Annotated in this window: 19 protein-coding genes; 15 read left to right on the top strand and 4 right to left on the bottom strand. The window is 48.7% G+C overall.

Annotated elements, in window-relative coordinates:
* Positions 1-8: 8 nt before the first annotated feature.
* From C7R92_RS20220 to C7R92_RS20275, 12 genes are all read left to right on the top strand, one after another.
* Positions 9-446 (top strand): gamma-glutamylcyclotransferase family protein, encoded by a 438-nt coding sequence (locus C7R92_RS20220; RefSeq protein ID WP_412678991.1) that lies wholly within the window; start codon positions 9-11, stop codon positions 444-446.
* A 49-nt stretch (positions 447-495) separates the two neighbouring features.
* Positions 496-1,029 (top strand): hypothetical protein, encoded by a 534-nt coding sequence (locus C7R92_RS20225; RefSeq protein WP_069851468.1) that lies wholly within the window; start codon positions 496-498, stop codon positions 1,027-1,029.
* A gap of 87 nt (positions 1,030-1,116) precedes the next feature.
* Positions 1,117-1,638 (top strand): thiol peroxidase, encoded by a 522-nt coding sequence (tpx, locus tag C7R92_RS20230; RefSeq protein ID WP_106835418.1) that lies wholly within the window; start codon positions 1,117-1,119, stop codon positions 1,636-1,638.
* A gap of 175 nt (positions 1,639-1,813) precedes the next feature.
* Positions 1,814-2,443 (top strand): TetR/AcrR family transcriptional regulator, encoded by a 630-nt coding sequence (locus C7R92_RS20235; RefSeq protein ID WP_106835419.1) that lies wholly within the window; start codon positions 1,814-1,816, stop codon positions 2,441-2,443.
* 7 nt (positions 2,444-2,450) lie between these two features.
* On the top strand, positions 2,451-3,155 hold the full coding sequence (locus tag C7R92_RS20240) for an MBL fold metallo-hydrolase (protein WP_106835420.1): 705 nt from the start codon (positions 2,451-2,453) through the stop codon (positions 3,153-3,155).
* A gap of 72 nt (positions 3,156-3,227) precedes the next feature.
* Positions 3,228-3,743: a hypothetical protein gene (locus C7R92_RS20245; protein WP_017250380.1), complete on the top strand. Its 516-nt coding sequence runs from the start codon at positions 3,228-3,230 to the stop codon at positions 3,741-3,743.
* A 49-nt stretch (positions 3,744-3,792) separates the two neighbouring features.
* Positions 3,793-4,713: an RluA family pseudouridine synthase gene (locus C7R92_RS20250; protein ID WP_106835421.1), complete on the top strand. Its 921-nt coding sequence runs from the start codon at positions 3,793-3,795 to the stop codon at positions 4,711-4,713.
* Positions 4,714-4,995: 282 nt separating this feature from the next.
* Positions 4,996-5,913 carry a fumarylacetoacetate hydrolase family protein gene (locus tag C7R92_RS20255; protein WP_106835422.1) on the top strand — a complete coding sequence of 306 codons (918 nt, stop codon included), beginning with the start codon at positions 4,996-4,998 and terminating at the stop codon, positions 5,911-5,913.
* A 25-nt stretch (positions 5,914-5,938) separates the two neighbouring features.
* The gene (locus C7R92_RS20260) at positions 5,939-7,099 is read left to right on the top strand and encodes a homogentisate 1,2-dioxygenase (protein WP_106835423.1); all 1,161 of its coding nucleotides are present in this window, start codon (positions 5,939-5,941) and stop codon (positions 7,097-7,099) included.
* Between the two features lie 19 nt (positions 7,100-7,118).
* Entirely contained in the window at positions 7,119-7,739 is a 621-nt protein-coding gene (locus C7R92_RS20265; RefSeq protein WP_106835424.1) for a flavin reductase family protein, read from the top strand.
* 116 nt (positions 7,740-7,855) lie between these two features.
* Positions 7,856-8,203, top strand: a complete 348-nt coding sequence (locus C7R92_RS20270; protein ID WP_017250375.1) for a PspC domain-containing protein — start codon at positions 7,856-7,858, stop codon at positions 8,201-8,203.
* A 150-nt stretch (positions 8,204-8,353) separates the two neighbouring features.
* On the top strand, positions 8,354-8,533 hold the full coding sequence (locus tag C7R92_RS20275) for a hypothetical protein (RefSeq protein ID WP_069851456.1): 180 nt from the start codon (positions 8,354-8,356) through the stop codon (positions 8,531-8,533).
* A 65-nt stretch (positions 8,534-8,598) separates the two neighbouring features.
* On the opposite strand, the gene C7R92_RS20280 is transcribed toward C7R92_RS20275, so the two are convergent.
* The 3 genes from C7R92_RS20280 to map form a co-directional block, all read right to left on the bottom strand.
* Positions 8,599-9,195, bottom strand: coding sequence for a TetR/AcrR family transcriptional regulator (locus C7R92_RS20280; protein WP_106835425.1), 597 nt, complete (start codon positions 9,193-9,195; stop codon positions 8,599-8,601).
* A 14-nt stretch (positions 9,196-9,209) separates the two neighbouring features.
* The gene (locus tag C7R92_RS20285) at positions 9,210-10,235 is read right to left on the bottom strand and encodes an LLM class flavin-dependent oxidoreductase (RefSeq protein WP_106835426.1); all 1,026 of its coding nucleotides are present in this window, start codon (positions 10,233-10,235) and stop codon (positions 9,210-9,212) included.
* 179 nt (positions 10,236-10,414) lie between these two features.
* Positions 10,415-11,161: a type I methionyl aminopeptidase gene (gene map / locus C7R92_RS20290; protein WP_106835427.1), complete on the bottom strand. Its 747-nt coding sequence runs from the start codon at positions 11,159-11,161 to the stop codon at positions 10,415-10,417.
* Between the two features lie 132 nt (positions 11,162-11,293).
* Between map and nadE the strand changes: the two genes are divergently transcribed.
* The 3 genes from nadE (at position 11,294) to C7R92_RS20305 (ending at position 13,159) form a co-directional block, all read left to right on the top strand.
* The gene (nadE, locus tag C7R92_RS20295; protein ID WP_106835428.1) at positions 11,294-12,046 is read left to right on the top strand and encodes an NAD(+) synthase; all 753 of its coding nucleotides are present in this window, start codon (positions 11,294-11,296) and stop codon (positions 12,044-12,046) included.
* Positions 12,047-12,048: 2 nt separating this feature from the next.
* Positions 12,049-12,873, top strand: a complete 825-nt coding sequence (locus C7R92_RS20300; protein ID WP_106835429.1) for an MBL fold metallo-hydrolase — start codon at positions 12,049-12,051, stop codon at positions 12,871-12,873.
* A gap of 64 nt (positions 12,874-12,937) precedes the next feature.
* Complete coding sequence (locus C7R92_RS20305) at positions 12,938-13,159, top strand: hypothetical protein (RefSeq protein ID WP_106835430.1); 222 nt, start codon at positions 12,938-12,940, stop codon at positions 13,157-13,159.
* A 64-nt stretch (positions 13,160-13,223) separates the two neighbouring features.
* On the opposite strand, the gene C7R92_RS20310 is transcribed toward C7R92_RS20305, so the two are convergent.
* A complete protein-coding gene (locus C7R92_RS20310; RefSeq protein ID WP_106835431.1) occupies positions 13,224-13,709 on the bottom strand; it encodes a DUF2062 domain-containing protein in 486 nt (161 codons plus the stop codon).
* Between the last annotated feature and the right edge of the window lie 121 nt (positions 13,710-13,830).

Raw genomic sequence — 13,830 nt, forward strand, 5'->3', positions numbered from 1 at the left:
GGATGAACATGAACAATCAGTACGACAAGCTGCCCGTATTTGTGTACGGGACACTTTTGACGGGGTTTGGTAATTATAGGAATTATGTAAAACCGTATCAGCATGAGGCAACACCTGCGATGATTCAAGGCGAGATCTATCATTTGCCAGCAGGCTATCCGGGATTGCTGAAAGGAGAGCAGGGGATCGTGGGGGAGATCGTCACGTTTGCCCCTGACGTGTACGAGCAAGCACTAGCTGGACTTGACGAGCTGGAGACGTACTATGGCGAGGGTGATTCGCGCAATGAATATGAACGGATCATCGTGCCAGCGACCGTGGAAGGAACAGGTCAGGTCGTGAACGTATACGTATATCGTTATTTGGATCAAGACCTGGTCAAGCAAACAGGAGTGCACATTCGGCATGGGAATTGGCGACGCTACATACAAGAGCAGTCTGAATAGCCAGTGCTAGTTTTGCCAAAACTGGTAGAGAAAAGGAGGGAGCCCTGCCATGGAATTACTCCATAGTGAACCTGCACAAATCTGGCGTTACCTGATTCCGCAAAATCACTGGATGTTTCCCGACGAAGTTCCAGAAGATGAACTGATCTTTCATTATCGCGACCACATTTATTTTGTAAACAATGACGGCTCAGTTTTGTCCATGCCACAGCCTGCTTGCTTCGATACGCTGGATATGGGGACCTTGCTGGAGTATTTGGCAACATCGGACGACACCATTGATTTTGACGATGAGGGAGAATTCGATTACGGCCATGTCTTAAAGCGTATGGGGTATATCGTGCCAGTCAGGGACAAGCGGGGAAAAGCCACGTATCAAATTGAAATTATCAACACAGCATTGCCGAAAGCGCATGGAACGCGGTACGAAATGAAGCAGGTTACCTTCGCTTTTGCCCTCTATCATGCGCTGATGCGCTGTCATGAGCTGAATGCGAAAACGGATTGGGAGTATGAGCATGAAGTGAAGAGAATCGCCGAGGTACAAGCCAAGCGAAGCGGAAAAGTGCAAGTGAATCTGTAATTTCTACTATTGGCATAGTGAAAAAAAGTGAATGATAGGGTATGATATTGAGGTACATATGAAAGATTTGGTGAGGAGGAAGAAATCATGACAACTGCTGTTGAGCGTCAAGGCGCATTTGTATTCAAAGGTGGTCCTGTAACACTGCTCGGTCCTGAAATCAAAGTAGGAGATACTGCTCCTAACTTTACTGTAGTAGGTGGCGATCTGTCCCCTGTAACTTTGGAAGATTCCAAAGGCACTGTTCGCATCATCTCCGTAATCCCTTCTATTGACACTGGCGTGTGCGATGCACAAACTCGCCGTTTCAACGAAGAGGCTGCGAAATTGGAAGGCGTAACTGTGCTGACTGTTTCCGTTGACCTGCCATTCGCGCAAAACCGCTGGTGCGGTGCTGCTGGCATCGACAAAGTGAAAACAGTATCTGACCACAAAGACCTGTCCTTCGGTACAGCTTATGGCGTAGCGATCAAAGAGTTCCGTCTCTTGGCTCGTGCTGTATTCGTAATCGATGCAAACGACAAGGTTGTACACGCTGAGTATGTGGCTGCTGCTGGTGAGCATCCAAACTACGAAGCTGCGATTGCTGCTGCACAAGCTACGAAGTAAGCCATTTTCATAAGTAAGCTCCCTTTTTGTCCATGTGACGGAAAGGGAGTTTTTTTATTTGCAGCGAGTGGAAAAAATCGTCTTGACGAATTTAGTAACCAGTGGTTATATTATAACCAACGGTTACTAACCGATGGTTACTATTTTTTGAGAAGTAAGGAGTTGACTATCAAGCATGGCAAGCAAACAAGAAATACGCTCAGAAGAAACGAAACGGGCGATTTTGACGGCAGCAGCAGACCTTTTCGCTACCCGAGGCTTTGATATGGTATCCATCAGGGAAATCGCCAAAGCAGCCGGCTGTTCCCATACAACCCTCTACATTTATTTCAAGGACAAAGAAGCACTGCTTCATCATCTGTCCAAGGAACCGTTGCAAAGCTTGGCGCTACAAATGGAAGAAACACTGTCCAAACAAGGACGAACACCAGAAGAGATCCTGCGTGAAATCAGTAGTCAGTTTATCCACTTTTGCTTGCGCAATCGAACAATGTATACGTTATTCTTCATGATCAATGCCTCTCGGATCGATGTAGAGGAACCAGAAAAAGAATTGCAATCGCTGCGCAATCAATTGTTTGGTTTGTTGAGGCAGGCTGTGAGACGTTGCTTGCCAACTGAGATAGAGGAAGAAAAAGCGCTTGCCTATGCACGAGTTTATTTCTACACGCTGCATGGCATCGTCGGTACGTATACACATTCCGAAGAACCATTGGACAGCTTGATGGAAAGGCTAGCCCCTACATTTGCTCTATCCGTGGATGTTTTTCTAGCAGGAAGTCAAAAAATAATGAACAGGGAGTGACGATAGAATGATCAGAGTGGAGCAAATCTCGGCGAACATTTGGTGTATCAAAGCGTGGTTGTTGATTCCTTTGCGGGTTTGGATTGTCAGGGAGGATGATGGCGTTACGCTTGTCGATGCGGGGATGCCATTTATGACGAAACGGATTATGGCTTTTATCAAGCAGTTGAATGCAGGACCACTCAAACGAATTTTGCTGACGCATGGTCATTCGGATCATGTGGGGGCCGTTAAAAAAATAGCGGCGGCAGAATCCGTACCAGTCTTTGCCCATCGAATCGAGATTCCGTATATGGAAGGGAAAGAGCTGTATCCTCGTCGTAAAAAGCTGGAAGTAAACGTCCAGCCTGGCCTAGCTCAGTCTTTGCCAGAGGATGCCGAAGGGAATGTAGCTCCAATTGGCGGACTGCAACCTTATCTGACACCTGGTCATTCTCCAGGGCATGTGGTGTATTATCACGAAAAGGACGGAGTGCTTTTGGCGGGAGACTTGTTTACTTCCAAACGCGGCAGATTGCATCGTCCCATGCCGATGTTTACGGCGGATATGGCGCAAGCACTCAAAAGCAGTTTGATCGTCCGCCAATTGCAACCACGCCATTTGGAAGTGTGCCATGGCAAACCGATCTATCATCCGGCAGAACAGCTCGATGACTATCTGAAAGAGGTCTCTACTTCTTTTTCGATCCCAACTAGTGTTTGGCAATCATAGGGCACTTTTCGTTTGAGCTGAATCGTATGAAACGAATCCCTTTTTCTTGCGTCATAGGTTTGAGGTGATTGGATGAAAAAGGTAGGATGGATTGGCCAACTATTTCTGATAGCGACACTGTTACTGACAGGGTGTGGGAACGGATCGTCCGCGCAAGGGACTTCGCAGCTTGCGGAACCACCACAGCCAGTCATTGAATGGAGCGGAAAAACAGCTGTGACGGTGCCTGCATCTTCCTGCTGGAGCTATAATAACGAGTCGATCTGCAAAGATATGGCGGCACCACCGGAACTTGTCGCAGAGCATAAGCCTGCCCCACTGCAAGTAAGGCCAGGGGCCACGATGACCATCACTTTTGCCCAGCAGCCAACTACAAATACGCTCAAGGTCACACAATGGAACGGCATGAAAGAAGTGGAGCAAGTAATAGAGAACGGCAATCAGTGGAAGGCGCCCGAACAGCCAGGCTGGTATTTGTTTGACGTTCGCGGTCAGTGGGCGCAAGGTGATGCAGGGCATGCATTTGTCATCGAAGTAAAGGACAGCATCGGATCAGCATACCAGACGGTTATGGCCAAACAGCCATGATCGTTTTTTGCTATACTGAGGGGGAGGGAAGACTTAAAGGAGAGACAACATGCTAGAAGAATTAATAAGCTTCACGGTTGATGAGGCAGATGCAGGGCAAACTGTGCGAGAAGTACTGCAAAAGCGTTATGGTGTATCACGCCGCTTGCTCATACGTGCCAAGTTTAAAGGCTCCATTACTCGGAATGGCGTCCTCGTTTTTGTGAACGAAAAATTGCAAGCCGGCGACAAAATAGCAGTCATGGTTGTAGAAGAGGCGGAAGAGACCGTTGCCCCAGAGGACATGCCGCTCTCCATCCGTTACGAGGACGAGGATTTGATGGTCATCGCAAAGCCAGCGGGATTGGTCGTTCATCCGACAGGAAATCATCCCAGTGGAACCTTGGCAAATGGGATGATCGCGTATTGGAAAAAACGTGGCGAGCACAGAAAGTTCCGGGCGGTGAACCGTTTGGATAAAGATACATCAGGTTTGATGATCGTGGCGAAAAATCAATGGGCACATGAACAATTTAGTCGTATGCAGCAGATCAGGACGTTGCAGCGGACCTATCGAGCTATCGTTCAAGGGATCGTGGAGTCTGACGAAGGTACGATTGATGCGCCGATTGGTCTTGCGGAAAATTCGTTTATCACCAGACAAGTAAGACCGGATGGGCAGACAGCTGTTACCCATTATCGTGTGCTTGCCCGAGGGGAAGGAATGAGTTTTGTCGAGGTAAAGCTGGAGACGGGGCGAACGCATCAGATTCGCGTACATATGAGCAGTGAAGGGCACCCACTAGCCGGAGATGATCTGTACGGGGGAGAACGAGAGCATATCGGCCGACAAGCTTTGCATGCATGGGGGCTATCCTTTGTTCATCCGCGTAGCGGTCTTGCGATGAGCTGGGAGGAGCCACTGCCAAGTGATATGGAGCAGCTAGCCCAACAATTTTTTCCTGATTATCCGTGCAAGGAAATGACCTAGGCGAAAAATTTCGTCATTTCCCTCTGGAAAGCTGTAAGCGTTTTCGATATGATAGAAGAAATTCGTTACAAACAATTGGAAACACAACAGAGAATAGCTGGCTGTCTGCGGGGGAAAATCTCGCAAAGATTTTTTTCAGTAGCAGACTAGACCCAGCTTGCGCCTGATGCCTGTTTCGGATCGTTTTGACAAAGAGGGTTTCCCTTTTTATTTGTCATGCACCGGAATTGCTTTGGGGGTGAGCTGGGTTTTCTTATTTGCCCAAGAGAAGGAGAGGGTTTCATGAAGCTGGTTTCCTATCGAGAAAGGGAAAGGGATGCTTGGCGAGCAGGGCTTCTGCACGAAGGAAAAGTCAAAGATATTGCACATGCTTGCCCAGGGGCGCCGAGTACAGTGCTTGGATTGCTCGAAGAGTGGGCGAACTGGTTACCCGTTCTCGAAGCAGCATACGAAGCACAGGATGCCTGGGATTTGGAGCAGGTTGAGCTAGGTTCGCCACTTCCACGTCCTGCCAGCTTTCGAGACTTTTACGCCTTCGAGGCCCATGTGATGACAGCGAGAGCCAAACGCGGACTTCCGATGGTGCCCGAATGGTATCACTTTCCCGTCTTTTATTTTTCGAATGCAGCAGCTTTTACAGGGACGCAAGTGAATATTCGCAGACCGAAAGCAACCGAGTGGCTGGACTATGAGCTGGAAATTGCCTGCGTGATTGGAAAAGCAGGCGTAAACATCCCAGTTGAACGAGCGGAAGAGCACATCGCAGGATATTGTATCTTAAACGACTGGAGCGCCCGGGATATACAACGGGAGGAGGTCAAGGTCGGCTTAGGGCCAGCCAAAGGCAAAGACTTCGCAACGTCCATGGGACCGTGGCTGGTTACACCGGAGGAGCTGGCAGATGTACGTATCGCAGGCGAAAAAGGGAGCCGCTATGATCTGGGGATGGTGGCACGCATCAATGGTAAGGAGTATTCAAAAGGAAACTTCAAAGACATTCACTATACATTTGCTGAAATGATTGCCCGCGCCTCAGAGGATTGCTCCTTGTATCCCGGAGATGTTATCGGATCGGGAACAGTAGGGACTGGTTGCATTTTGGAGCTGGGGACAGAGCAGTATGCTTGGCTTGCGCCAGGTGATGTAGTGGAGCTAGAGGTGGAACGCCTCGGTGTGCTTCGCAATACGATTTGTGAATAAGGATGAAAAAAGGAGGAAGGAACGTATGGCTTTTTATCAACGAATGGGGGTAGTTCCACAAAAGCGGCATACGACGTTTTACAAGCCGGATGGGGGACTGTACCGCGAGCAAGTGATGGGAACCAAAGGGTTTTCCGGAATTCAATCCATTCTGTATCACCACAATCCGCCTACTCAAGTGAGGGAGACGCGCAAATACGCAGACGTCCGCTTGGAATATGTGGAGCAGGTTGATTTGAAGCATCAGCATTTTAAAACGTTTGATGTTCACCCGGGAGGGGACCCGATTTTCGGACGTCGATACATGCTAGGAAATAACGACGTCGTCATGGCAGTATGCGCACCAACAGAGCCGATGGATTACTTTTATCGCAATGCGGATGGGGATGAAGTCGTCTTTGTCCATCAAGGAGAGGGAGAGCTGCAAACGATTTTCGGTACACTCACTTACAAGCCGGGCGACTACCTCGTTATTCCGATCGGCACGACCTACCGGATTGTACCTTCTGTGCAGAGTCGTTTCCTCGTCATTGAGTCCCAAAATGAGATCGTACCACCAAAGCGATATCGCAACGAATATGGTCAATTGTTGGAACATTCGCCGTTTTGCGAACGAGATATTCGTTTGCCAGAAAAATTGGTGACACATGTGGAAAGTGGAGACTTCGAGGTGCGCGTCAAACGCCAATCCGTGGTCTACAGCTACTTCTTTGACTTCCATCCGTTTGATGTCGTTGGCTGGGACGGTTATTTGTATCCGTATGCATTGAGTGTTCATGATTTTGAACCGATTACTGGACGCATACATCAACCGCCACCTGTACATCAAACCTTTGCCGGTCAAAACTTTGTCATCTGCTCGTTCGTTCCGCGGATGTACGATTATCATCCGCAAGCGATCCCTGCGCCTTACTACCACAGTAATGTAGAAAGTGATGAGGTGTTATACTACGTAGATGGCAATTTTATGAGTAGAAAAGGTATTTACGAGGGTTCGATCACTCTGCATCCAATGGGGATTCCTCACGGGCCGCATCCAGGCAAGGTAGAGGCGAGCATTGGGAAAAAAGAAACGCAAGAGCTGGCTGTCATGCTGGACACATTCCACCCGCTTCACGTTACAAAGCAAGCGTTGGAAATTGAGGATGAGGCATACATGTCAAGCTGGTTGCCACCGCAGGAATAGGAAGAGGTGTAAAAACGCAATGGAAATCGCCATTCACGAGATTGAACGGCAGGAAAAATACAAGCTCTTGATCGGATGTATCGTCCCGAGGCCGATCGCTTGGGTCACTTCGTTAGGGGAGGGAGGCATCGTCAATGCTGCTCCTTTCAGTTATTTTAATGTCGCTAGTATTGAACCGATGATGGTTTCGGTTGCCGTCATGCGCAAGCCGGGTAGTGTCCCAAAAGATACGGCACGAAACATCATGCAAACGGGAGAATTCGTGGTCAATATGGTGGACGTACACAATGTGGATGCAGTCAATCAGACTTCTGCTGATTATCCGCCAGAGATCAGTGAAGTAGAGGCATTGGGGCTGGAAGTCGCCCCATCTGTTCTCGTCAAGGTGCCGAGACTGCGTGCATCCCGCATCCATTTTGAGTGCAAGCTGCATCAGATTGTGGAATTAGGTAGTCCGACGACTTCGGATTTGATTATCGGGGAAGTGGTGCATGTACATGTAGCGGATGAGCTGTATCATGCAGGAAGGATTGATGCCGCAGCGTTTGCACCCGTTAGCAGATTAGCGGGCCATACGTATGCGACTCTGGGCGAACAGTTTGATCGTCCCCGCCCCATTTATGAGCCGCCTGCCAAATGATTGATCTCCGTCCAGCGACGGAGGACAAATCCCTCTACGGACCATTTTACCGGAATCGCCTATCGGGTATCCTGTAGATACAAGGCAAGCGGATACTGTAGAGAGGGTGGAATGCAATGATGGAAAGACGACTATACCGTTCTCATGATAAACGGTTATTTGGAGTTTGTGGTGGGATTGCGCAATTCTTACGCATTGACTCTACGCTGGTACGTGTAGGAGTTGTCGTTCTCACTGTTTTTACAGGAGTACCGATTTTGCTTTACTTGCTGATGGCGATGATCATGCCAAAGGAACCGCAGTGGTCATACGCTTCTGACGGTTTCCCGATGCATGATGCCCCATATAGTGGACATGCACGTATGAACGATTTGGATCAGGAGATTGACCGTCTGGAGAAGCGTGCTTTGGTACAGGAAGTGTATCGCCTACGCGAAGAATTGGGCAAATACAAAGGACTTTAAAGCAAATAAAGAGACTTCCAGGGCTTTACGCTCATGGGAAGTCTCTTTTCACTTTTTTACCTATTTTGACCCTACAAAAATTGGTCAGCAACTTCTGGCGATTGCTGCATAACATGTAAGGTGGAAAACCTACATAGGGAGGGAAAAGCAGTGTATCTCGGCGTGTTCGATTTGAATCAGCGTTTGGAGCAAACCCGCAAAATCCTGCGGGAAAAGCAACATCTGAAAAAACTGATTGAAGAAGACATCTGTGACTTGGAACAAGACGTCAAAGAATTAGAAGCGATGACGACGAAACAAGAAAAGTATGCGACCAGTACCCAGCGCTAAAACAGCTGTATGAGCGACAAAAAGAGGAAGTGGCAACTGCCCGAAGAAGGCAGGGAGCCACTTTTTTAATTGTGAAGCGCTTGGTCCAAAACTTTTTCTACGATGGCAGGAACCATGCGGATCGCTGCACTGTCGGTTCCGTACGTCTGGCTATCCGCGTAAGTACCTTCCATCAACAAGATAAGTGTATAGGCCAGCTCACATGGATTCGCAGTGCCAAGGGCAGTCGTGCGGTCCAAAAAAGCGTTGCGGATTCGTTTCTGATGGGAGCAGACCAACTCGCGAACAGGATGAACCGGATCAGGAAACTCGACAGCTACATTGATAAAACAACAGCCGCGAAATTGCTCGTTGGTTGCCCGCTCAGCCAGATCAGCAAAAAACTGAATGAGTTGCTCTCGTGGCCGATTGGGATGTTTGGCGATGCTCTCTTCCCACTCTTGCCAAAAAACGTCTTGCTTTCGGGTCATGTAGGCGAGAATCAGGTCCGTTTTCGAGGAAAACTGCCGATAGACGCTCATTTTATTCATTCCGGCACGCTCGACGATGGCGTCTACACTGACGGCATGGATCCCTTCTTGATAAAACAATTCTTCAGCAGCGTTCAATATGATCTCTTGCGCTTTTTCCCGAGGTACGCGAGGCCGTTTTGCTTCCGTCATATTCCATCCCCCATTTAGGACTTCCAGACGTCGGAGACAATTTCAAAAGAGCGCACACGATCGGCATGGTGGTACATTTGCGTCGTAATCATGAGCTCATCTGCGCCTGTAGCATCGAGCAGCTCTTGTAGTTTGCTTTTCACGGTAGCAGGGCTGCCGATGATGGAAGAACGCAGCTGTGCTTGGACAGACAGTTTTTCGAATTCGCTCCATAGCTCATCCATATTGTCCACAGGTGGCTGGATAGGCTTGAGATCGCCGCGGACGAGATTTAGAAATGCCTGGTAATGGGAGGTGGCCAGTCGATTCGCGAGCTCATCGGTATCGGCTGCCATCACATTGACCCCAACCATGGCATATGGCTGATCCAGCACTTCCGATGGACGGAAACAATGGCGATACGTCTGCAATGCAGGCAAGGTGAAGTTCGGCGAAAAATGTCCAGCAAAAGCAAACGGCAATCCGAGCATGCCCGCCAGTCTCGCTGAGAAATCACTGGAACCGAGTAGCCAGATCGGGATGTTCAGACCTTCACCAGGGATAGCGCGGATGGCTGATGCCGACTCGCTAGTTCGTGGACGAAGATATTCACGCAGCTCCTCCAATAACTCCGGGAAATCCTCTCCACCAATCCGCAAATCGCGGCGTAGCGCACGTGATGTTCGTTGGTCCGCCCCGGGCGCGCGTCCAAGACCTAAGTCGATCCGGCCTGGATAGAGGGACTCCAGTGTCCCGAATTGCTCGGCGATTACGAGTGGAGCATGATTGGGCAGCATAATGCCGCCTGAGCCTACACGGATATTGCTGGTGCCACCGGCAATGTAACCGATGAGAACGGAGGTGGCAGAGCTGGCTACGCTAGGCATTGCGTGGTGTTCGGCGAGCCAATAACGAGTAAAGCCCCATTTTTCCACCTGCTGCGCCAAATTGAGACTGTTTTTGTACGATTCAGCAGCGTTGCTGCCTTCTGTAATGGGTGCTAAATGGAGAACGGACAATGGGATATCTCGTAGTTGCTTAGATGAGATTGTATCGGACATGGGATGGAACCCTCCTTGTGCTTAGCAGTTGCTGGTCGGATAAGTTTGTTACTGAGTAGTAACAAAGCGTACTTGCATCATACGGAGCGGCAGAAGGGATGTCAACGCTTGGATGTGCGACCGAGCACATTGGGAGAAAAAGAAAGAGCCCTGACAATGCAAGGGCTCTTCGTACATCCTTATTGTTTTGTTAAGATAACAGGTCCATCCGCGGTAATAGCGAGAGTATGCTCGTATTGAGCGGACAGCTTCCCATCGCGTGTACGTGCTGTCCAACCATCTTCATCGATGGTCGCATGGTACGTCCCGATGTTCAGCATGGGCTCAATGGTAATGACCATGCCTTCTTTAAGGCGTTGTCCTCTGCCAGGAGGGCCAAAGTGAGGAACGAACGGCTCCTCATGCATTTCCTGACCGATTCCATGTCCGGTAAAATCGCGCACGACGGAATAGCCTTGTGCTTGCGCATACGTTTGGATGGCGTGGGAAATGTCGCCGATCCGATTGCCTACAACAGCTTGCTCAATACCGAGATACAGCGATTTTTCAGTGACTTCCAGCAGTCTTTTCGCTTCCGGGGACACTGTCCCCACTTCATAAGACCAAGCGGAGTCTGCCAGCCAACCATTTTTGCGAACAACCATGTCGATTGTTACGATATCGCCATCACGCAGAGGCTCTTTTTTCGGGAAGCCATGGCAGATGACATCATTTACTGAACCGCATGTGGCATATGGATATCCATGAAACCCTTTTTGCTCAGGGGTCGCGCCATTTTTAGCCAAAAATTCTTCTACGAATTGATCAATCTCCCAGGTAGAAATGCCTGGACGAATCATCTTGGCAATCTCACGATGACAAGCAGCCAAAGTCTTGCCTGCTGCATGCATGAGTTCAATTTCTTCAGGTGTCTTGAGGATAATCATCGACTCTCTCCTTCTCCTCGTTAGTCAAGAACTCTCTATAGTATATAGTGTAGTCCCGTTCTGTGCCAATTGCCACACCGAAAACGGCATGGTAGGATGAGGGAGAAATACTCAACCCTGGGGGTAGGTAGCGTGGACAAGTTTCAAGAACATCTGGCGAACTACCAGATTCATGTAAAAGAAGACGTGGAAAAACGTATTGCCTTTATTCTTGAGCAAATTGACGGAAATGGCCTCGGCGGTGCAGTCGTCGGTATTTCTGGTGGGATTGACAGTGCGGTTACGGCAGCGCTGTGTGTTCGTGCATTAGGCTCTGAACGTGTTATTGGCGTTTGGTTGCCTGCTTACTCGCAAACCGTTCATGAAACAGATTCCAAACGACTAGCTGAAGCGATTGGCTTTCATTTGCACAAGGTAGATGTAGGGCCTGCCTACGACGCTTTGGTTCCTGCTATCGAAAGTGTACTTGGGCTTGATGATAAAACAAAGGGAAATACAAAGGCTCGTTTGCGCATGACAGTGTTGTACGCCATCGCTAACCAAAAAGGATACTTGGTAGCGGATACGTGCAACCGCAGCGAGATTCATGTTGGTTATATGACAAAAGGCGGAGACGGTCTTGCCGACTTTAATCCAGTAGCAAGCCTGACGAAGCATGAGATGCGAATACTCGCAGCTGAGCTCGGGGTGCCTGGAGAGATCATTACGAAGCCACCTTCTGCCGATTTGTGGGAAGGGCAGACGGATGAACAAGAGATGGGCTTCACCTATGAGGATCTGGATCGTTTGCTGATTACAGGGGAAACTCGACCAGAAGCCAAAGAACGTATTGATTACCTGCATCGAATCTCTGAGCATAAGCGCAACACCATGCCAGGCATATAGATATGGCACAATCCTACAAGCTGTTTACAAGTTGTCTGTGGCAAACGACCAGTGCAGTTGTATCAACCGAACAACGTCTCTACTTGTTTGATCCGGCCTATTTTCCCCATGAGATAGAGGCGATTGCTGATTATGTGCAGAGTGAGAGGAATGGCAGGGAGCTTATTCTCGTCCTGACTCACGGAGATTGGGATCATGTAGTCGGAGTTGGCAAATTTCCGGATGCCACAGTCATTGCACAAAAAGAAATCCTCACCGCTGGACGGATCGAGAAGAAGCTGAACAAGGCGAAACGGTTTGACGGGTCGTATTACGTGGTCAGATCGTATGAAGTAGGAATGCCGACATTTGCGAAATTAGTAGAGGATGCACAGGATTGGCAGGAAGTCTATTTCTTGCCTGTACCAGGACATACACCCGATCAGATGGCGACCTTGTTCCGGGAGCAGAAGCTGCTGGTTGTCGGTGACATGCTATCCAATTTGGAGTTCCCGTTTATTGATGATAGTAGTGCCTATTTGGAGAGTCTGGAAAAAATCGAGCAGTTGGTCTTACAAGGAGAAGTGGAAGAAGTTATTCCTGGCCACGGAGTACCTGCAAAAGGACGCGAGGAAATCCTGCATCGGATTGAACGGGATCGCCAGTATTTGTTGGATGCACGTGCAGTTGTGTTCGAGGCTATCGCCAATAACGTAGAGGAAGACGTACTCAGAGAGCAGTTTTCCCAACTGACGTTTGATGGTGTATCGATCGATGAACATCTCCGTTCTTCCCATGACCAAAACCGGGATCAACTATACAAGGAAGCTATTTCGCAGAAAGGTTGATTATTCCACGGTTTTATAAGATAATAGGGGTTACGCAAATCTTTCTAGGAAAGAGGTGGAACAGATGTCTACAACTGAATTGATGCTGAGAACAAGTCTGGAAGGACGTGTGAAGCGTACGTTGCAAACGTACTTCCGTCGCCCTAACGACGTGTTGATCAAGGAAAGCCTCGGAGCGAACGGTTTGTCCCCAGAGCAAGTGGAATTAACCGTGGAGCTCTTGAAAGAAGACAAAACTGTTGCCGAAATCATGGAGCACCTGCACGATAAAGGCTACTTTGCATAACATTGCGAGCAAAAAAGACCGGACTGACATTCGATTGTCAGACCGGTCTTTTTCGTTCGAGCGATTAAGGGGTAGGGCTTTCCTCAGGAAATGAGCGCCGCAATTTCTTACGACGATACAATTGAAGGCCAGTTAAAACGAGAATGTAGCTCGCAAAAGCGACAATCAGCCCCATGATGGCACTCCCGGTAAAATAGACAAGTCCTTTTTCTTTCACCCAGACAAGCCATTGCATCCCAGGTTCGTGATGGATCAATTGCCCTTGTAACGGTTTGCCGATCAACACGTATCCAATATTGTAATTGAAAAGAATGAAAAGCGGTAAGATGAGCTTTCCGATGACAAACGCAACCAAAGCAGCGGGCAAGCTGGCGCGAAACAGCTTGCAAAGTGGGAAAAGCAACAAAAACGCAAGGCCAAAAGTAGGTAGGGTAATGAACTCGATGAAGATTCCGAGCGAAAATCCGCGGGCGACAAAAGCTGGAGCCCCTTTCATTCTCAGCACCTTGTAATATTGGAATTTTAGCTTTCGATATGTTTTTTTCCACATCCGTGCTATCCCTCGTTTGTCCCAAGTCATTTGTCTGTAATATCCCCTAAGGGTAAGGCGAATGGTGAAGCTGGATTTGTTTTTTGTTTGATGCTGTAGAGTATCTCCAAGTTGGCAAAAA

The sequence above is a fragment of the Brevibacillus porteri genome (assembly GCF_003013475.1).
GTDB lineage: Bacteria > Bacillota > Bacilli > Brevibacillales > Brevibacillaceae > Brevibacillus > Brevibacillus porteri.

Coding starts and splice junctions, on each gene's coding strand:
- C7R92_RS20220 (WP_412678991.1), top strand. CDS start 9: ATGAACAATCAGTACGACAAGCTGCCCGTATTTGTGTACGGGACACTT.
- C7R92_RS20225 (WP_069851468.1), top strand. CDS start 496: ATGGAATTACTCCATAGTGAACCTGCACAAATCTGGCGTTACCTGATT.
- tpx (WP_106835418.1), top strand. CDS start 1,117: ATGACAACTGCTGTTGAGCGTCAAGGCGCATTTGTATTCAAAGGTGGT.
- C7R92_RS20235 (WP_106835419.1), top strand. CDS start 1,814: ATGGCAAGCAAACAAGAAATACGCTCAGAAGAAACGAAACGGGCGATT.
- C7R92_RS20240 (WP_106835420.1), top strand. CDS start 2,451: ATGATCAGAGTGGAGCAAATCTCGGCGAACATTTGGTGTATCAAAGCG.
- C7R92_RS20245 (WP_017250380.1), top strand. CDS start 3,228: ATGAAAAAGGTAGGATGGATTGGCCAACTATTTCTGATAGCGACACTG.
- C7R92_RS20250 (WP_106835421.1), top strand. CDS start 3,793: ATGCTAGAAGAATTAATAAGCTTCACGGTTGATGAGGCAGATGCAGGG.
- C7R92_RS20255 (WP_106835422.1), top strand. CDS start 4,996: ATGAAGCTGGTTTCCTATCGAGAAAGGGAAAGGGATGCTTGGCGAGCA.
- C7R92_RS20260 (WP_106835423.1), top strand. CDS start 5,939: ATGGCTTTTTATCAACGAATGGGGGTAGTTCCACAAAAGCGGCATACG.
- C7R92_RS20265 (WP_106835424.1), top strand. CDS start 7,119: ATGGAAATCGCCATTCACGAGATTGAACGGCAGGAAAAATACAAGCTC.
- C7R92_RS20270 (WP_017250375.1), top strand. CDS start 7,856: ATGATGGAAAGACGACTATACCGTTCTCATGATAAACGGTTATTTGGA.
- C7R92_RS20280 (WP_106835425.1), bottom strand. CDS start 9,195: ATGACGGAAGCAAAACGGCCTCGCGTACCTCGGGAAAAAGCGCAAGAG.
- C7R92_RS20285 (WP_106835426.1), bottom strand. CDS start 10,235: ATGTCCGATACAATCTCATCTAAGCAACTACGAGATATCCCATTGTCC.
- map (WP_106835427.1), bottom strand. CDS start 11,161: ATGATTATCCTCAAGACACCTGAAGAAATTGAACTCATGCATGCAGCA.
- C7R92_RS20300 (WP_106835429.1), top strand. CDS start 12,049: ATGGCACAATCCTACAAGCTGTTTACAAGTTGTCTGTGGCAAACGACC.
- C7R92_RS20305 (WP_106835430.1), top strand. CDS start 12,938: ATGTCTACAACTGAATTGATGCTGAGAACAAGTCTGGAAGGACGTGTG.
- C7R92_RS20310 (WP_106835431.1), bottom strand. CDS start 13,709: ATGTGGAAAAAAACATATCGAAAGCTAAAATTCCAATATTACAAGGTG.